We start from the raw sequence: 17,499 nt of genomic DNA, 5'->3' as shown, positions 1-17,499 counted from the left end.
CGGGCTTGGCAAGCGCCCGCACTGCGCGCCGCCGCCTTCCCGCCGACCGGCTGACAGGATTTGACGCATGAATGCCATCGCGGACGCCCCGACCGTCAAGGCCCCCGCCGCCGCCACGCCCGGCACCGGCGCCGCTCAGACCGGCCTCGCCCAGACCGACGTCGTGGGAGGCGATGCGGCGGCCTCCCCACTCCCCGCATTTCCAGCCGCACGGCCGCCGGAAGTATGGCCTGACCGATCGCCCGCGCCATTACCCGCGCCGCCCCTGCTCCTCGCCCTCGAAGCCGCCCAGGCCGGCTGCTCGGCGGTGCTGGCCGAAGGGCCGCGGATCCTCGCTGAACTCAACCGCGAAGGGCCGAGCGGGGAAGCGGCCTTCCTGCCCGGCATGGTCGCCGAACTCCTCGCAAGCGCGGGCCTCGCGCCGGGCGCGGTCGGCGCCGTCGCGGTCTCGGTCGGGCCGGGCAGCTTCACCGGCTTGCGCGCCAGCATCGCCTTCGCCAGCGGCTTCGCCGGGGGTGCTGCCCTGCCGCTGATCGGCGTGACCGCGGCTGAAGCCCTCGCCTCAGCGCTCGGCGAGATGCCGGGGCCCGATCTCTGGTGCGCGCTCGATGCCCGCCAGGGCCGGATCTTCCTGCACCAGGGCGGCGCGCCGGATGCCTGGCAGGTCGCCACGCTCGACGATCCGCCGCAACCGCGCGGCCCGATCCGCCTGACCGGCGATGGCGCGGCAGCCTTCGCCGCCGCGCTGGCGGCGCGCGGCGCCGCGGCGCGGGAGACCGGGGCGGTGAAGGCCGATGCGCGCGGCGTCGCCGCCGCCGCCTTGGCCCGGCTGCGCGGCGATCTCGCACCCCTCGCCCTGCGTCCGCTCTATATCGATCCGCCGCGCGCGCTGCTGCCCCGCGGCGGCCTGCGCCCGCCCCCCGCCGCGCCCGAGGCGGCATGACGGTCACGCGCATCGGGCCGGCCCATGCGCCGCTGGTGGCGGCGCTTCACGCCGCCGCCTTCCCTGGGGAAGCCTGGGATGCCGCCGCCTTCCAGCTACAACTCGCCATGCACGGCGTGCTCGGCTTCATGGATGCGCGCGGCGGCCTTATCCTCCTCCGCATCACCCTGGACGAGGCGGAGATCCTCACCCTCGGCGTGCATCCCCGCGCGCGGCGCAAGGGCATCGCCGGCGGCCTGCTGCGCGCGGCCATGGCGGAGGCCGCGCAGCTCGGCGCCCGCAGCCTCTTCCTCGAAGTGGCCGTCGGCAATGTCGCCGCCCGCGCGCTCTATGCCCGCGCCGGCTTCACCGAGGTCGGGCGCCGCCGCGCCTACTATGCCAATGGCGCCGATGCGCTGCTGCTGCGGGCGGATCTCTCACCGCCCGAGCCCCTCGGGTAGTCGCACACCCGGCATCCGCATGGCTTGCCAGGCGGGGCAGGCCGCGCCAGTCTTCCCGCCATGCGCATCCATATCCAGAATCACCCGAGCCAGCCGGCTGTCTTTACCGTGACCGAAGCCCATTGGGCGGAGGCCCTCGCCCGCGCCGGGGTCGCGCCCGGGCGCCACCGCGTAAGCTTCGGCGCCGGCCGCCCGGCCGAGGACTTTCCGCCCGCGGCGGCGGAGGTCGAGATCCTCATCGCCGGGCCCGGCGCCATCAAGCAGATGCTGCCCATGCTGCAACCGGCGGCAGCGCCGGCGCTCCGCCTCATCTTCTCCGTCGCCGCCGGGGTGGACATGCTGCCGCCTGAGCAGATGCCGCCCGTGCCCTATGCCAATAACCGCGGCGCCCATGCCGAGAAGGCCGGGGAATTCGCCGCCATGGCGCTGCTCATGCTGGCCAATGGCATGCCCGGCTGCATCGCCGACCAGCACCAGCGCATCTGGGGCCAGCGCTTCACCCGCGGCTTGCGCGGCCGCCGGCTCACCGTGCTCGGTCTCGGCTCCATGGGCCAGGCGGCGGCCGAGCAGGCGCAGCATTTCGGCATGCGGGTGACGGGGCTGCGCACCCGCCCGGCGCCGCACCCCGCCTGCGAGCGTGTGCTGCACACCGATGCGCTGGAGAGCGTGCTGCCGGAGAGCGAATTCCTGCTCATCGCGACGCCGCTGACCCCCGCCACCTTGCGCATCCTCGACCGTCGCCGCATCGCGCTGCTGCCGCCGGGCGCCTTCGTCATCAATATCGGGCGCGGCCCGTTGATCGACCAGCCGGCCCTCTGCGACGCGCTCGACGCCGGGCGGCTCGGCGGCGCCGTGCTCGACGTTTTCGATCCGGAGCCGGTGCCGGACGAGGATCGGGTCTGGACGACGCGGAACATGGTGATGACGCCGCATGTCTCGGTGGATGACGCGGAAAGCTACATCCCGCGCTCGCTCGATATCTTCTTCGCCAATCTCGCGGCTTTGGAACGGGGGGCGCCGCTCGTCACCCCGGTCGATTTCAGCCGGGGGTATTGAGGGGGAGGGCGGCGCGCGCCCGCATCGCCCGCGTCCGCACCATCATCCGGCCAGGTGACAGGACCGGCCTGGGATCTTCTCCGATGGGCTCAGCGCCCGCCGGAGACGGTGATGACCGTGCCGGTGACATAGGAGGCGGCGGGGGATAGCAGCCAGGCGACGGCCTCGGCGATCTCCTCCGGCTCGCCCACCCGCCCCATCGGCAGGCCGCTCGCCAGCGCCGCCGCGCGCATCCCCTCGGTCGCCATCTCGGTCGCTGTCATGCCGGGGGCGACGGCGTTGACGCGGATGCCCTCCCGCGCCACCTCGGCCGCGAAGCCACGGGTGAAGGTCTCGATCGCGCCCTTGCTCGCGGCATAGGGCACCTGGCCCGCAAGCCCTCCCAGCCGCGCCGCGACCGAGGAGAGGTTGACGATGCCGCCACCCGCGCCGCCACGCGCGGTGGAGAGCAGCTTGGCCGCTTCCCGCGCGCAATAGAAGCTGCCGAGGATGTTCACCGCGAAAAGCTGCGCCAGCGCCGCATCGGTCTGCTCGGCGATCGGTGCGGCAAGCCCGGTGATGCCGGCATTGTTGACGAGCCCGCCGAGCGGCCCGAGGCCTTGCGTCACCGCGCCGAACATGCGGGCGACCGCCGCCGGATCGGCGACATCGGCCTGCACGGCGATCGCCTGGCCGCCGCCGGCCCGGATCGCCGCGGCCACGGCTTCGGCTTCCGCTTCGCCACGGGTGTAATTGACCGCGACCGGATGCCCCATCGCCGCCAGGCGCCGGCAGATCGCGGCGCCGATGCCCCGGCTGCCGCCCGTGACCAGAATAGCGCGCGGGGCGGACATCGGCATCTCCTCTGCTCAGGCGGGTTCAGATCTTGGTGACATGCACCATATTCGTGCCGCCGGACTGGCGGAAGGGCACGCCCGCCGTCAACACGATCTGCTCACCGGGCTGGGCCATATTCTCCTGCCGCGCCTCCTCGCGCGCTTCCTCGGCGGCTTCGGTGAAGGAATCGACATCCTTGCCGATCACCGCATGCACGCCCCAGACGACGGCGAGCCGCCGCGCCGTCTCCGGCCGGGGGGTGAGGCCGAGGATCGGGCAATCGGGCCGGGTGCGGGCGACGCGCAGCGCCGTGACGCCGCTATCGGTGAAGGCGGCGATGGCCGGCGCCTTGATGGTATGGGCGATCTGCCGCGCGGCGGAGGCGATGGCATCGGGCGCCGAGCCTTCGGGCTCGGGGCAGGAGGCATCGGTGATCTGCCGCCAGCCGCCATCCTGCTCCACCCGCGCGACGATCCGGTCCATCATATTGACCGCCTCGATCGGATACTGCCCGGCGGCACTTTCCGCCGAGAGCATCACCGCATCCGCGCCGTCGAACACCGCGGTCGCCACGTCCGAGGCTTCCGCCCGCGTCGGCGCCGGGGCGGAGATCATGCTCTCCAGCATCTGCGTCGCGACCACCACCGGCCGGCCCATCTGGCGCGCGGCACGGACGATGCGCTTCTGCGCCAGCGGCACTTCCTCGGGCGGCAGTTCGACGCCGAGATCCCCGCGCGCGACCATCACCGCATCCGACAGGCGGATGATTTCGTCGAGATTTTCGAGCGCCTGGGGCTTTTCCATCTTCACCATGATCCAGGCCCGGCCGTCCGCGATCTCGCGCGCCTCGATCACATCCTCCGGCCGCTGCACGAAGGAGAGGCCGATGTAATCCACCCCGGCGTTGAGCGCGAAATCGAGATCCTGCCGGTCCTTCACCGTGAGCGCGGGAATGGGCAGCACGACATCGGGGACGTTGACGCCCTTGCGGTCGGAAAGCGGGCCGCCGAAGATCACCTCGGTTTCGAGATGATCGTCCCGCTTATGGGTGACGCGCAGGCGCAGCTTGCCGTCATCCAGCAGCAGATGGCTGTTGATCTGGGCGGCGGCGATGATTTCGGGATGCGGCAGGTTGACGCGCCGGGCATCGCCGGGCGTGGGGTTGAGGTCGAGCCGGAAGGTCTGGCCGGTCTGCAGATGCACCTTGCCGCCGCCGAAACGGCCGACCCGCAGCTTCGGCCCCTGCACATCGGCGAGAATGCCGATCGGCCGATCGAACCGCTTCTCGACCTCGCGGATCGAGGCGATGCGGGCCGCGTGGTCATCATGGCTGCCATGGCTGAAATTCAGCCGGAAGACATCCGCGCCGGTCTGGAACAGGCGGGTGATGATCTCCGTCGTGGAACTCGCCGGCCCGAGCGTCGCGATGATCTTCGTGCGGCGGCGGCGACGAAGCCGCTGTGAAGCGATCGGCGTGCGGTTGAGCGACATGTCGGGGCGTCCCAGTGCAGGAGGACAGGCCGAAGCCCGAAACAGAGAGAGACCGGGGCAGGCGCGGCAAGGCGGGATGCGACGTGCCGACCGGCTCCGCGCGCCATGAGCCACGGGTGCGCGCGGGAATCAACCCCCTCCCCTGCCGCGCCGCTTCTCCCCTCGCCTCTCCTTCCGCCGCCTCGGGCCTTGCCGGCTCAAGCGCCGCCCCGGCCACCCGGCGCGGCCTGGCCGATCCAGTGCGCGAGGCGGGCGGCCAGCGCTTCCGGCTCCCCCGCGAGGTGCAGCCGCTTGAGGCGGGCGGTCGCACCCGCGCGGAGCGTAATCGCTGCCTGACGCAGGCCGAGTTCGCGGGCGAGGAAGGCGATGAGCGCGGCATTGGCCGCCCCCTCCACCGGCGGCGCGGTGAGGCGGATCTGCAGCACGGCCCTGCCATCGGCACCGATCGAGACCCCGCCCTGCGCATCGCGCGCGGCGCGCGGCGTCAGCCGCACCGCCAGCACGAGGCCGTCCGCTTCCCGGCTGAAAGGCACCGCATCCATCTGCATCTCGACAATACTTAACGAAAAGTTTCTATTGCGGGACCGTATCATATCAGAACCTTACCGAGGCACTATGGCGACGGCGCGGCTTTGCGATTGTGGCAGCGGCTTGAGACCCGGGCGATGCTGCGCCTGGCGCCTGGCGGATCGCACCCGCCCGGCCGTGCTTGCCCGGTTGCAGCCCATGCTGGCCGAGGCGCAGGCGGCGCTCGCGGCCGGCGATACGCCCCGTGGCGAGACGCTGCTCGTCGATCTCCTCGAACTCGCGCCGGACGCCTTGCCCGCCCTCGCGCTGCTCGCCGAGCTGCGCCAGCGGCAGAACCTGCCGGTGGCCTCGGAGCGGCTGCTCCGGCGCATCACCGCGCTTGATCCGAACAACCTTGCCGCACTCCTCGCCCTCAGCCTCGCCCTCTTCGGGCGCGGGCGGCTCGACGAGGCAGAGGTCGAGGCGCGCAACGCGCTCCGCGTCGCGCCGGAAAGCCCGGCCGCACACAATCTCATGGCGATGATCCTGACGGAGGCGAACCGGCCGCAGAGCGGAGAATACCATTACCGCCAGGTGCTCGCGCTCTCCAATGCGCGAGACCCCATCCTGCTCGCCAATCTCGCCTGGAACCTCAAGAACCAGGGCCGCATGGCGGAGGCGCGCTCGCTCTATGAGGAATCCCTCGCCGCCGCGCCGCTGGTGCGCCAGACGCTGATCGGCTTCGCCCGGCTGGAAGAGGCCGATCGCCGCTTCGAGGCCGCCGCCGCCATCCTCGACCGCGCCGAGGCCGCCTTCCCCGCCGATCCGCAGCTGCGGCTGATCCGCGCGACGCTGCTCGGCCGCACCGGTCAAGGCGAGGCCGCGATCGCGCTGCTCGATGCGCTCGGCGAGACGCGCGAGCAGGGCCTGGGAGCGGCCGAACTGCTGGAGAAGGGCCGCCTGCTCGACAAGCTCGGCCGCCATGCCGATGCCTGGGCCGCCTTCGCCACCGGCAAGGAGCGGGCGCGCAGCCTCTCGGGCATCGCCTATGGCGATGCGGCGGCGGCGGCCGAACAGGCGCGGCTGCGCGGCTTCTTCACCGCCTCCCGCCTCGCGCTGCTGCCGCGCGCCGAGCGGCGGGCGGATGTCGCCGAGCCGCTCTTCATCCTGGGCTTCCCCCGCTCCGGCACCACCCTGCTGGAGCAGAGCCTCTCCGCCCATTCCGCCATCGCCGCCGGCGACGAGCTGCCGCTTGTCCACGAACTCACCCTCAGCCTGCCGCGGCTGCTCGGCAGCCCGCTCGCCTATCCGGAGGCGCTCTCGGAACTCTGGATGGGGGATCAGCGGCTCGGCCTCGATCATCTGCGCGATCTCTATCTCGGCCGCCTGCGGCAGATGGGCCTCGCCGCGCCAGGCCAGCGCTACGTGACGGACAAGATGCCGCTGAACGAGACGCATCTCGGCCTCATCCACCTCATCTTCCCGCAGAGCCCGCTGCTGCACCTCATCCGCCATCCGCTGGACGTGATGGTCTCCGCCTTCTCCAACCTCTTCACCCATGGCCATTGCTGCGGCGCCTCCCTCGAAACCGCGGCGCTGCATTACGCCCGCGTCCAGGATCTCATCGCCCATTACCGGGCCGAGATCCCGGCGCTGCGCTACTTCGCCATCCGCTACGAGGCGATCGTCAGCCGCCAGGAGGAGACGATGCGCGGCGTGCTCGATCTGCTCGGCCTCGCTTTCGAGCCGGCCTGCCTGACCTTTCACGAAAACCGCCGCTATGCCCGCACCGCGAGCTATGCCCAGGTGGCCGAGCCGCTCTACGATCGCTCCGTCGGGCGCTGGCGGCATTACCGCGCCGAGCTCGAACCCGTCCTGCCGATCCTGCGGCCGCATATCGAGCGGCTGGGCTACGACTTGTCCTGACGACGGCCAAGGCGGGCGCGAACAAGCCGCCCGCCGCCCGCTTGCGCAGGATCGAGGCCGCGGGCATCACTGGCGCGCGGCAGTGATCGGCGGCGGCTACAACGGCAAGGAGCGGGGCGCATGCAGCGCGAATCGATGGAATTCGACACCCTCATCATCGGCGCGGGCCCGGCCGGCCTCGCCGCCGCCATCCGCCTCAAGCAGCTCGATCCGCAAGCCAGCGTCTGCGTCGTCGAGAAGGGCAGCGAGGTCGGCGCCCATATCCTCTCGGGCGCGGTGATCGAGCCGCGCGCCCTCGCCGAGCTTCTCCCCGACTGGCGGGAGCGCGGCGCCCCGCTCGAGACCGAGGCGAAGGAGGACCGGTTCTATTTCCTCACCGAGGAGAGCGCCTATCGCCTGCCGACGCCGCCGCAGATGCACAACAAGGGCAATTTCATCGTCTCGCTCGGCGATGTCGTGCGCTGGCTCGGCCGCGAGGCGGAGGCGCTCGGCGTCGAGATCTATCCGGGCTTCGCCGCCGCCGGGCTGATCGAGGAGGGTGGCCGCATCGCCGGCATCGTCACCGGCGATATGGGGGTGGAGAAGGACGGCGCGCCAGGGCCGAACTTCCAGCCGGGAATGGAACTCCGCGCGCCCTACACACTCTTCGCCGAGGGCTGCCGCGGCAGCCTCTCCAAGCAGATCATGGCGCGCTTCGATCTGCGCCAGGGCGTCGATCCGCAGACCTATGGGCTCGGCATCAAGGAACTCTGGGAAATCCCGGCCACCAACCATCGGCGTGGCCTCATCGAGCATAGCTTCGGCTGGCCGATGGATAGCCGCACCTATGGCGGCTCCTGGCTCTATCACCTGGGCGATAACCTCGTCTCCTACGGCTTCGTCATCGGGCTCGACTATCGGAACCCCTGGATCTCCCCGTTCGACGAGATGCAGCGGTTGAAGACGCATCCGCATCTGCGGCGGCATTTCGAGGGCGGGCGGCGCATCGCCTATGGCGCGCGGGCGCTGAGCGAAGGCGGGCTGCAATCCATCCCCCGCCTCACCTTCCCCGGCGGCGCGCTGGTGGGGGATGCTGCGGGCTTCCTCAACGTGCCCAAGATCAAGGGCACGCATGCGGCGATGAAATCCGGCATGATGGCGGCCGAGGCGGTGGCCGAGGCCCGCGCCGCGGGCGCGGCCGAACCCACGGCCTTCACCGACAAGCTCCGCGCGAGCTGGCTGCATGCCGAGCTTTCGGCGGTGCGCAACATCCGCCCGGCCTTCGCCAAGTTCGGCAATCTCGGCGGCTTTCTCTATGCGGCGGCCGATACCGTGCTGCTGCGCGGCCGCGCGCCCTGGACCTTCCATCACCCGCATGCGGATAACGAGACGCTGGAGCCCGCGCGCGAAGAGCAGCGCATCGCCTATCCGAAGCCGGACGGCGTGCTCACCTTCGACCGGCTGTCCTCGGTCTTCGTCAGCAATACCAATCACGAGGAGAACCAGCCGGTGCATCTGCGCCTGCGCGATGCGGCGCTGTGGCGGCGGGAGAACTGGGAGAAGTTCCAGAGCCCCGAGAGCCGCTATTGCCCGGCCGGGGTCTATGAGGCGGTCGGCATCGAAGAGGGCGCCCCGCGCCTGCAAATCAACGCCCAGAACTGCGTACATTGCAAGACCTGCGATATCAAGGATCCGTGCCAGAATATCGACTGGTCCGTGCCGGAAGGCTCCGGCGGGCCGAACTATCCCGGCGGCATGTAATTTCCAGGGGGAGTGCACGCGTATGGACGACAATACCCGCATCGCCATGGAGGCGGCGGCCTTCCGCAGCCTCGTCTCGCATCTGCAAAGCCGCCCCGAGGTGCAGAATATCGACCTGATGAACCTCGCCGGCTTCTGCCGCAACTGCCTCGCGCGCTGGTATCGCGAGGCGGGGGAGAGCATGGGCGTCGCCATCACCGACGCCGCGGCGCGCGAGCATGTCTATGGCATGCCCTATAAGGAATGGCAGGAAAAGCACCAGAAGCCGGCGAGCCCTGCCCAGCAGGCGGCTTTCACCAAGGCCGAGGGCAGCAGCGCCGGCGCCTGAAGCGGCGCGCGGCCGCGGCCGTGCGCCGCGCGGATTGACCGCCGGGGCGGGGGCGGGCTACCTCCCCGCGCTCACGCGCGTTCAGGATAAAGGAGCTTGCCCATGGCGTTCGATTCCCCCGAAACCACCGACGCCGCCTCTCAGGGCAATATCGCGGCCGACCGGCTGCGCAGCATCATCGAGCGGATCGAGCGGCTGGAGGAGGAGCGCAAGGCCCTCGCCAGCGACATCAAGGATATCTACGCCGAGGCGAAATCGGCTGGCTTCGACGTGAAGGTGCTGCGCCAGCTCATCCGCATCCGCAAGCAAGAACCCGCCGAGGTCGAGGAGCAGGAGACGCTCCTCGATGTCTATCGCCGCGCGCTCGGCATGTGATCAAAAACGGGAGGGGCGGTCGCGGCCGACCGCCCTGCCCGATCACCGGTTCCGGCTGGCCAGATGGGCAGCCCTGCTCGCCCGCAGGTGCGAGAGAGGCCTTCAGAGCGGTGCGTTCCGCCTCCGCTCAGCCTGCCCGAAGATCTGCGATCTGTTCCTCAGCCTCTGCTTTGATCTTTTGGTCCCAATCTCGCGGCACATCGCGGTTGTCCGCCATGGTGTCGTACCCGCGCTTGCAGTAGTCGCGCTCTCTGGCAATAGCGCCGAGCTGCCTGCAGATGCCATCGAGGCAGCGAAACCTCTGGCCAAGATGACGTTTCTGGCCGGTCAGGCGTCCGGCCAGAAGCTCTCATCCATCATCTGCTCGAAGGACCAGGGGCATTCGGGTGGAAAGGTGGCTTTCGGCAACGCCGTTTCTGCGTAAGCCGCGCCGCGGGCGTCGAGGTAGGCATCCGTGATGGCTTCATCCAGCTTCGACCGCAGGCTGGGATTGTCCTTGAGGTGGCGATCGAGCGCGCGGCGCTGAGTGCTGATAGTGACCTCCCAGGACGCGCCTCGGCGCACCGGCTGGTATTGCCATTTGAGAAGATGGGTCAGCAGGACGGCGAGACGGCTGATCAGCTCGCGTTTCTCGGTGCGTCCCATGCTCTCGATCTCTTCGGCGATATGCTCGATGTCGGCCTGGGCGAGCTTGCCGGCGCGGAGCAGGGCGGCCTGCTCGTTGGCCCAGGCGTAGAAGTCGCGGTCGTAGAGAGACCCTTCAGGCATCTGCCTTGCCCCCTCAGAAGGTGCCGGCCTGGGCGGCTTTCTGGTCAGCGGCCCAGGGAGCATGTTCATAATCCGGCCGGTCGCCCTGATCCACGGGATCAGAGGGCTTAACGATCGTGTCGCTGCGAAACGCGACGGGCGGCTGCCAGACGGCGGGAACCGAGCCGTAGGCCCCGTAGGGATCGAACAGCGGTTGCTTGACGGCCGGCGCGGGTGGCGCGTCGTAGGAGGAGGCGGAGCGGATATTGCCCTGGGCGCAGGCGGACAGGCTGCAGCCCGCCAGCAATGCGAGCCCGATTGTCCACCTGCGCATGGTCAGCCCTGCTCACCCTGGGCGAGCGACGCCTTCAGAGCGGCGAGTTCGGCTTCCGCCCGCTCAGCGCGCTGGCGCAGCGTGCCGACTTCGGCCTCTGCCTGCGCGGCCACCGCTCGGAGATCTCTGAGCTCAGCGACCTTCGCATCGAATTGTCTTGCGAGCGTCTCCCCCCAATTTTTGAACACATCCCGGTTCTCTTCCATGGCCTGCTGCTCGCGTTTCCAGTAGTCGCGCGATGCTTTCATGTCCTCGTAGTTGAGGATCATCATGTCGAACGCGCGCCGAAGCTCAGAGTAGCGGTCCAGAGACACGGAATTGACGGAATTGTCCGCAATCTGCGCAGTCGCCCGAGCGATGCGAGAGAGCTTGTCATACTCTAATGCGTTGAGCGACATCTTAACCTCCTTCAGTCCTCTTGCTGGCGGCCCGCATTGCGCATCGTAGCCTGAATAGTAGCATCGTTCTCGGGGCTCCGTGAGTTCTCACTTTGTTTCCCCTGCTTTGCGTCGGGCCCCAGAGCAGCAATTGCATCCTGTGCGAGATCTCTCACCTTCCCGGTGGCCCGCTCCATGCCGCGCCCGGTTGTCTCGTCAGCGAAGCGGTCGCTATCGACGCGGCTGATGCTGCTCATTCCGGCGATTGCCGGGATGTGGTGCGGCAGGGTGGAGATGAGGCGGAAGCACATCATGGCGAGGCCCATTTCCGTCGTTGCGAAGACGCCTGGAAGACGAAGCCGGTGGCGATGGTGAAGCTCTTCATGACGAGCCAGGAGAGGGCAGCGAAGAGGCTTACGCATCCTCATCTGGTCGGATGCTTCCATCCGACCAGATGCCGCGTCTAGTCTAAAGGGCGGCGAGCACCGTCTCCGCCTTGCTGGCCTCGAAAGCCGGCCCTTCCTCGACCCCGAGGAAGCGCACAACCCCATCCTCGGCGATCAGGGCGTAGCGCTGCGAGCGCATGCCGAGCCCGCGCGTCGTGAGATCGAGTTCGAGCCCGACCGCACGCGTGAAATCGCCCGAACCATCGGCGAGCATGAGGATCTTGCCCTCGGTGCCCTGATCTTTCCCCCAGGCGCGCATCACAAAGCCATCATTCACCGCGATGCAGGCGATGGTATCCACCCCTTTGGCGCGGAGAGCCTCGGCATGCTCGATGAAGCCCGGGAGGTGCTTTTCGCTGCAGGTCGGCGTGAAGGCGCCAGGCACCGCGAAGAGCACCACCTTCTTGCCTTTGAAGATCTCGGCCACGCTCATCGGGGCCAGACCATCGGGGGTTACGGCCGTCACGGTCACATCCGGTATGGTGTCACCAATCTTGATCATGTCTCTCATCCCTCGGTCTCATGGCGCGGGGCGGCGGAATGCCGTCCGGCTCGGCGGCGCAGCATAGGCCGCGCGGGGTTTTGTGAAAGGGGCCGTGTTCTTGCACCATTAAGGCAAAGGGCTGGATAATCAGGCATGGATAAGGCTGGGCGTAGCAGGATCGGGCGGCGCGACATGGTGTCAGGGAGCGGCAAGGACGGCGTGAATGCCGGCACCGAGGCGGACAAGGCCGGGCAGACGCGCGAGGCGACGGGCGCCACCGGGAGAGGCGCCGAAGCGCGTATGGGCGCGCATGGCGCGAGCGGCGCGCAAAGCGGGGCGCAGGTCGGCGCCCAGCCGGGTGAGGCACTTGCCGCCCGCGCGGCGGATCGCCTCGCCGGGCAGATCCTCGTCGCCATGCCGAGCCTGGCGGACCCGGCTTTCGCCCAAGCCGTCATCCTGCTCTGCGCCCATGGCGAGGATGGGGCGATGGGCCTCGTGCTCAATCGCCCGGTGCCGAGCCTCACCTTCGCCACCCTGCTCCGCCAGCTGGAGATCCTTCCCGCCCCGCCGGAGCGGGAGCTGCGCCTCTGCGCCGGCGGCCCGGTGGAGACGACGCGCGGCTTCGTGCTGCATAGCAAGGACTGGATGGCGGAAAGCAGCCTGCCGGTCGCCGGGGATTTCGCGCTGACTTCGAGCCTCGACATTCTCAAGGCCCTGGCCGAAGGCGGCGGCCCGCGCACGGGCCTGCTGGCGCTCGGCTATGCCGGCTGGGGGCCGGGGCAACTGGAGGCCGAGATCGCAGACAACGCCTGGCTCTCCATCGCCGCCGATGAGGCGCTGATCTTCGATGCGGATAATGAGAGCCGCTGGCACCGTGCGATGGCGAAGATGCACATCACCCCGGCCGCGCTCTCCCCAGCCGCGGGCCATGCCTGAGGGCCGATCGTCAGCTACGCCTGATCCGATCGGCTGACATTCGCTTGCGTGAAGCGCGGATCAAGGCCGGGGGCCGATCCAGGCAGGCTCGGCCAGGCTCGCCGGGAGGTAGCCGCCATACCGCGTCAGGCGGCACCGTCTGGCCGGCACGATGTGCGCACAAATAGAAACCGCGAGCGGTTCAAGACGCGCATCCGCGACCTTGAACCGCTCCTAGACTATCGGCTTACTCCGCCGCCTTCTTTCGCCGCCCGGCGCCACGCGGCGCCGCATCGGTGAGCCCCGCCGCCGCCTTGGAGAGCGCGGTGAGCAGGCCGATCAGGCTGTCCACCTGCTTCGGGGAAAATTCCGCCAGCAACTGCTCTTCCCGCTGCAAGGCAACCTGCGCGATACGGTCATGCAGGCGGCGGCCCTTGGCGGTCAGCGCCGTCGCGCGCGAGCGGCCGCTGGTATCGCGGGAGGAAACCAGCCCCTGCTCTTCCATCCGCGCCAGGCTGCGGCTCACGGCCGCCTTGTCGAGCCCGGCATTCTTGCAGAGCACCGGAGAGGTGATCCACGGGTCCGCTGCTAGCGCTACCAGAATATGCCACTCTGAGAGGCCGATTCCGTAATTCTTGCGGTAGAAGCGCGAGGCGCCGCCCTCAAGCTTGTTAGCGACCGCGCGGACGAGACCGGGCACATACCGATCCGCGGCGATCACCGTACCCCCCGCCACGGCCGCGGCACGGCCCGTGGTTGCCGCCGCATCTGGCGCCCGCATCTCTTCGCCCCGCTTGCGCTTCGTTACCTGCCGATCCAGCACGAGTCACACTCCTTTCAATGTTACGATCATTTTCCAAGCGTTGCTTCGGACCCTGACCGAAAGTGTTAAGTATTAGGTTAGAAATTTCCCAGTCAATTAGCGGCAATTATCATATCGATCCGCGCCGCAACAAATTAATTTTATTACGAAACCAACAGAATTCTGCAATTTCCGGCGAAAATTGAGCAAAAACGCAGAGGATATTGGCTTCGGGCTGTCACCGCACCCAGCGCTAGCAACCTCGCATTACCGCAACATGACAAACCAACACATCTCCCAGGGCCTATACCTCTTCCGGTCATGCGCAAGCGTTTTTCCGGGGGATGCCGATGCAATCAGTTATCAGCCGGCCAATGAAAGACCTTATCCTCATATAGCAGCTTGACTGGAAAAAACGACAGCCAAAACCAAGAAAGGATGCGCCGTCTCCACGAATCTCCGACCGGCCAACCCGGCCTCTCCCGGCTCTCGGCGCTGGGGAGATTGATCATCATACCATCCGCCGCGGTATGATCTCTCGGCCAAGCGGCGGCAAGGAGGCCGGGTGGGAGACAACCAGTCGGCACAGGCCGCCACCCCGTCCGCGGGCGCCGCTCGCCCCTCCCGGGCGGGCATGTCCATGATCCGCCTGCGCGACGCCATCATGGCGGGACGAGCCGGGGCACGGGGGAGCAAAGCCCGGCGCCGCGAAGCCTCTCGGTCGGGCCATGGCGCATCGCAAGCATCCGTTGCAATTCAAATGTCTGCTCGGTTCTCAAATGCGACACAGCACCAAGTATCGAGGTTCTGTGCTTGGGATTTTACCCCCACCGCCCAAGAGGCGGTTTGCAAAGGCAACCGTCGGCGCGGTGGCCCCGCAGTTGCCCAAGCCACAGGCGCGCTTGCAGCCTCGACGACGACAGCGCGAGACGCTCATTTGTTTTGATTTCATAACTTTATGCGAGGCTGGATTCACCCCGCGCGCCGGCGAAACGCCGGGGGTGTCGCCGCCGCGAAGCCAGCCGGCACGCCACCTCCGATCACCGCTCAATGACTGCCTGGAGTGCATCCGGGGCTGATCGCCTTGTCCCATCCGATCGATCCGAGCGGGATCTGCTCTCGGCCAATCCCGTCGCGGCAGGCCAGCCGCGCAGCTGCCGCGCCGTTCCCGGGCGCGGTTCGATGTTCGGGAGGGACTGGGTGGAGACAGGCGCTCATCGCCACAGGCGAAAGCGGGCGAGCCTCTCTACACCCGCCGGCACCGGGGGTTAAGCCACAGGCGCGGGCCGCGCGGTGGCCGGAGGCGCTCTCCGGCCAGTGCCGCATTTAATCCGCGGGCTTGGCTTTCGCCGCCGCGAGATCGCGCTGCACGTCCGGCCGGTGCAGCAGGCTATCGACCTCCATCGCATAGTCGATCGAGGTATCGGCGAGGAAATGCACCTCGGGCGCTACGCGCAGGCGGAGCGCGCGCGCCAACTCCCGACGGAGGAAGGGCGCCACACGGCCGAGCGCGGGCAGGAGCTTGTCAACATCGCTCCGCCCGAGGCGCGTCACATAGGCGGTGGCATGGCGCAGATCGGGGCTGATCCGCACCTCGGTCACCGTAATCGCGATGCCGCTCAGCTCATGATCGCGGATCATGTCCCGCGCGAAGATGCCAGCCAGAACGTGGCGGATCTCCTCGGCGACGCGCAGCTGCCGCTGCGAGGGGGCCTGCGCCGTGCTCACGCCGGCACAAGCTCGCGCTCGTAGCATTCCACCACATCGCCCTCGCGCAGATCCTGGAAGCCGGCGAAGGAGAGGCCGCATTCGTAGCCACGCGCCACTTCGCGCACATCGTCCTTGAAGCGCTTGAGCTGGGAGAGGTCGCCCTCGTGGATCACCACATTGTCCCGCAGCAGGCGCACCCCGGCGCCGCGCCGCACCAGCCCCTCCGTCACCATGCAGCCGGCGACCTTGCCGGATTTGGTGATGTCGAACACCTTGCGGATCTCGGCATAGCCCAGGAAGTTCTCGCGCACCTTCGGCGCCATGCGGCCGCGCACCAGCTTCTCGATATCGTCCGCCACTTCGTAGATGATGCTGTAGTAGCGGATATCGACATTCTCGCGCTGCGCCAGTTCCCGCGCCTGGCTCGTCGCCCGCACGTTGAAGGCGACGATGACGGCGTTGGAAGCCTTGGCGAGCTGGATATCGCTTTCCGAGATCTGGCCGACGCCGGCGAGCAGCACGCGCACCTTCACCTCGTCATTGCCGAGCTTGACGACCGTGACCTGGATCGCCTCGGCCGAGCCCTGCACGTCCGCCTTGATGAGGACGCCCACTTCCTTCTGCACGCCGGCCTGGATGCGGGCGAGCATCTGGTCGAGCGTGCCGCGCCCGGCGATCGCCCCGGCGGCAGCCTTGTCGCGCAGCTTGCGCTGGCGGAATTCGGCGATTTCGCGCGCCCGCTGCTCGTCATCGACGACGATGAAGTGCTCGCCCGCCGCGGGGACCGCGGAAAGCCCGAGCACTTCCACCGGCATCGAGGGGCCGGCGGTCTTCACGTTCTCGCCGTTCCAGTCGATCAGCGCGCGCACCCGGCCGTATTCCGCGCCGGCGACGAGGATATCGCCATGCCAGAGCGTGCCCTTCTGCACGAGGACGGTCGCCACCGGGCCGCGCCCGCGATCGAGCCGGCTTTCGATGACGGCACCTTCCGCATCGCGCATCGGGTTGGCGCGGAAATCGAGCATTTCAGCCTGGACGAGGATCGCCTCCTCCAGCTTGTCGAGCCCGGTGCGCTTGAGCGCCGAGACATGGATTTCCTGCGTGTCGCCACCGAGGCTTTCGACCACGATCTCGTGCTGCAGCAATTCGTTGCGCACGCGCTCCGGGTTGGCGCCGGGCTTGTCCATCTTGTTGATGGCGACGATGATCGGCACGTCCGCCGCCTTGGCGTGGCTGATCGCCTCGATCGTCTGCGGCATCACGCCATCATCGGCCGCCACCACCAGCACCACGATATCGGTGACGGAGGCGCCGCGTGAGCGCATGGCAGTGAAGGCCGCATGGCCCGGCGTATCGATGAAGGTGATCTTCTGCCCGGATGCGGTGGTGATCTGGTAGGCGCCGATATGCTGGGTGATGCCACCCGCCTCGCCCGCCGCCACATCGGATTTGCGCAGCGCGTCGAGCAGGCTGGTCTTGCCGTGATCGACATGGCCCATGATGGTGACGACGGGGGGCCGCGGCTCCAGATCCTCTTCCTCGTCCACCTCGCCTTCGAGGCCGAGTTCGACGTCGTTCTCCGCCACGCGCTTCACGCGGTGGCCGAATTCCTGCACCACCAGCTCGGCGGTATCGGCATCGATCGTCTGGGTGATGGTCGCCATCACGCCCATCTTCATGAGCGTCTTGACCACGTCGCCGGCGCGGGCGGCCATGCGGCTCGCCAGTTCCTGCACGGTGATCATCTCCGGAAGCACGACGTCTCGCACAACTTTCACCTGGTCGTTGCGCAGGCGCTCGAGTTCCGCCTGGCGGCGCTCGCGGTCCCGCTGGCGGCGCATCGAGGCGACCGAGCGCACGCGCTCGTCGTCACCCTCAATGGCGGCTTGAACGTTGATCTTGCCGGCACGGCGGCGGTCGTCGGGGCCCTTCTTGGGGGCGACGACGGCGGGCTTGCGCGGCGCGGCGGAGGGGCTGTTGCCGCCGGGGCGGCGCACGGGGCGCGCATCCTCTTCCTCATCCCCGGGGCGGAGCGAAGGCTTGAGGCGCAGCGTCTCGGCCG

General features: G+C 68.7%; 19 protein-coding genes. 8 read left to right on the top strand and 11 right to left on the bottom strand.

The window, feature by feature from the left end:
• Positions 1 to 67: 67 nt before the first annotated feature.
• The 3 genes from tsaB to ACYQ7X_RS12755 are packed head-to-tail and all read left to right on the top strand — an operon-like array spanning position 68 to position 2,439.
• The gene (gene tsaB, locus ACYQ7X_RS12765; RefSeq protein ID WP_459697418.1) at positions 68 to 943 is read left to right on the top strand and encodes a tRNA (adenosine(37)-N6)-threonylcarbamoyltransferase complex dimerization subunit type 1 TsaB; all 876 of its coding nucleotides are present in this window, start codon (positions 68 to 70) and stop codon (positions 941 to 943) included.
• Positions 940 to 1,383, top strand: coding sequence for a GNAT family N-acetyltransferase (locus ACYQ7X_RS12760; RefSeq protein WP_459697417.1), 444 nt, complete (start codon positions 940 to 942; stop codon positions 1,381 to 1,383). Before tsaB ends, ACYQ7X_RS12760 begins: the two co-directional genes overlap by 4 nt.
• Before the next feature lie 60 nt (positions 1,384 to 1,443).
• Positions 1,444 to 2,439, top strand: a complete 996-nt coding sequence (locus ACYQ7X_RS12755; protein ID WP_459697416.1) for a D-2-hydroxyacid dehydrogenase — start codon at positions 1,444 to 1,446, stop codon at positions 2,437 to 2,439.
• Between the two features lie 89 nt (positions 2,440 to 2,528).
• Here ACYQ7X_RS12755 and ACYQ7X_RS12750 read toward each other — a convergent pair whose 3' ends face one another.
• The 3 genes from ACYQ7X_RS12750 to ACYQ7X_RS12740 form a co-directional block, all read right to left on the bottom strand.
• Positions 2,529 to 3,272: an SDR family NAD(P)-dependent oxidoreductase gene (locus ACYQ7X_RS12750; protein WP_459697415.1), complete on the bottom strand. Its 744-nt coding sequence runs from the start codon at positions 3,270 to 3,272 to the stop codon at positions 2,529 to 2,531.
• A 25-nt stretch (positions 3,273 to 3,297) separates the two neighbouring features.
• Positions 3,298 to 4,746 (bottom strand): pyruvate kinase, encoded by a 1,449-nt coding sequence (gene pyk, locus ACYQ7X_RS12745; RefSeq protein WP_459697414.1) that lies wholly within the window; start codon positions 4,744 to 4,746, stop codon positions 3,298 to 3,300.
• Between the two features lie 197 nt (positions 4,747 to 4,943).
• A complete protein-coding gene (locus ACYQ7X_RS12740; RefSeq protein ID WP_459697413.1) occupies positions 4,944 to 5,294 on the bottom strand; it encodes a DUF167 domain-containing protein in 351 nt (116 codons plus the stop codon).
• Positions 5,295 to 5,397: 103 nt separating this feature from the next.
• Between ACYQ7X_RS12740 and ACYQ7X_RS12735 the strand changes: the two genes are divergently transcribed.
• The 4 genes from ACYQ7X_RS12735 (at position 5,398) to ACYQ7X_RS12720 (ending at position 9,622) form a co-directional block, all read left to right on the top strand.
• Complete coding sequence (locus ACYQ7X_RS12735) at positions 5,398 to 7,179, top strand: tetratricopeptide repeat-containing sulfotransferase family protein (protein WP_459697412.1); 1,782 nt, start codon at positions 5,398 to 5,400, stop codon at positions 7,177 to 7,179.
• A gap of 120 nt (positions 7,180 to 7,299) precedes the next feature.
• Positions 7,300 to 8,919 carry an electron transfer flavoprotein-ubiquinone oxidoreductase gene (locus tag ACYQ7X_RS12730; protein ID WP_459697411.1) on the top strand — a complete coding sequence of 540 codons (1,620 nt, stop codon included), beginning with the start codon at positions 7,300 to 7,302 and terminating at the stop codon, positions 8,917 to 8,919.
• Positions 8,920 to 8,941: 22 nt separating this feature from the next.
• A complete protein-coding gene (locus ACYQ7X_RS12725) occupies positions 8,942 to 9,247 on the top strand; it encodes a DUF1244 domain-containing protein (protein WP_459697410.1) in 306 nt (101 codons plus the stop codon).
• Positions 9,248 to 9,349: 102 nt separating this feature from the next.
• Positions 9,350 to 9,622 carry a DUF2312 domain-containing protein gene (locus ACYQ7X_RS12720; protein ID WP_459697409.1) on the top strand — a complete coding sequence of 91 codons (273 nt, stop codon included), beginning with the start codon at positions 9,350 to 9,352 and terminating at the stop codon, positions 9,620 to 9,622.
• Between the two features lie 327 nt (positions 9,623 to 9,949).
• Here ACYQ7X_RS12720 and ACYQ7X_RS12715 read toward each other — a convergent pair whose 3' ends face one another.
• From ACYQ7X_RS12715 to ACYQ7X_RS12695, 5 genes are read right to left on the bottom strand one after another with little or no spacing between them, the layout of a single operon-like run.
• Positions 9,950 to 10,390 carry a DUF29 domain-containing protein gene (locus tag ACYQ7X_RS12715; RefSeq protein ID WP_459697408.1) on the bottom strand — a complete coding sequence of 147 codons (441 nt, stop codon included), beginning with the start codon at positions 10,388 to 10,390 and terminating at the stop codon, positions 9,950 to 9,952.
• A 13-nt stretch (positions 10,391 to 10,403) separates the two neighbouring features.
• Positions 10,404 to 10,703, bottom strand: coding sequence for a hypothetical protein (locus ACYQ7X_RS12710; RefSeq protein ID WP_459697407.1), 300 nt, complete (start codon positions 10,701 to 10,703; stop codon positions 10,404 to 10,406).
• A gap of 2 nt (positions 10,704 to 10,705) precedes the next feature.
• Entirely contained in the window at positions 10,706 to 11,101 is a 396-nt protein-coding gene (locus ACYQ7X_RS12705; protein WP_459697406.1) for a hypothetical protein, read from the bottom strand.
• An 11-nt stretch (positions 11,102 to 11,112) separates the two neighbouring features.
• Positions 11,113 to 11,508, bottom strand: coding sequence for a hypothetical protein (locus ACYQ7X_RS12700; protein ID WP_459697405.1), 396 nt, complete (start codon positions 11,506 to 11,508; stop codon positions 11,113 to 11,115).
• A gap of 40 nt (positions 11,509 to 11,548) precedes the next feature.
• The gene (locus tag ACYQ7X_RS12695; protein ID WP_459697404.1) at positions 11,549 to 12,028 is read right to left on the bottom strand and encodes a redoxin family protein; all 480 of its coding nucleotides are present in this window, start codon (positions 12,026 to 12,028) and stop codon (positions 11,549 to 11,551) included.
• A 174-nt stretch (positions 12,029 to 12,202) separates the two neighbouring features.
• Between ACYQ7X_RS12695 and ACYQ7X_RS12690 the strand changes: the two genes are divergently transcribed.
• Positions 12,203 to 12,946, top strand: coding sequence for a YqgE/AlgH family protein (locus ACYQ7X_RS12690; RefSeq protein WP_459697403.1), 744 nt, complete (start codon positions 12,203 to 12,205; stop codon positions 12,944 to 12,946).
• 226 nt (positions 12,947 to 13,172) lie between these two features.
• Here ACYQ7X_RS12690 and ACYQ7X_RS12685 read toward each other — a convergent pair whose 3' ends face one another.
• The 3 genes from ACYQ7X_RS12685 to infB all read right to left on the bottom strand — a co-directional run.
• The gene (locus tag ACYQ7X_RS12685; protein ID WP_459697402.1) at positions 13,173 to 13,748 is read right to left on the bottom strand and encodes a MarR family winged helix-turn-helix transcriptional regulator; all 576 of its coding nucleotides are present in this window, start codon (positions 13,746 to 13,748) and stop codon (positions 13,173 to 13,175) included.
• A gap of 1,305 nt (positions 13,749 to 15,053) precedes the next feature.
• Positions 15,054 to 15,482 (bottom strand): 30S ribosome-binding factor RbfA, encoded by a 429-nt coding sequence (gene rbfA, locus ACYQ7X_RS12680; RefSeq protein WP_459697401.1) that lies wholly within the window; start codon positions 15,480 to 15,482, stop codon positions 15,054 to 15,056.
• Positions 15,452 to 17,499: translation initiation factor IF-2 (infB, locus tag ACYQ7X_RS12675; protein WP_459697400.1), on the bottom strand; the 2,048-nt coding region annotated here is incomplete at its 5' end. The genes infB and rbfA, both read right to left, overlap by 31 nt.

The sequence above is a fragment of the Acidisoma sp. C75 genome, from assembly GCF_054665095.1.
The sequence above is the reverse complement of the archived record's forward strand: the minus strand, read 5'-3'. Positions and strand labels throughout refer to the sequence as shown.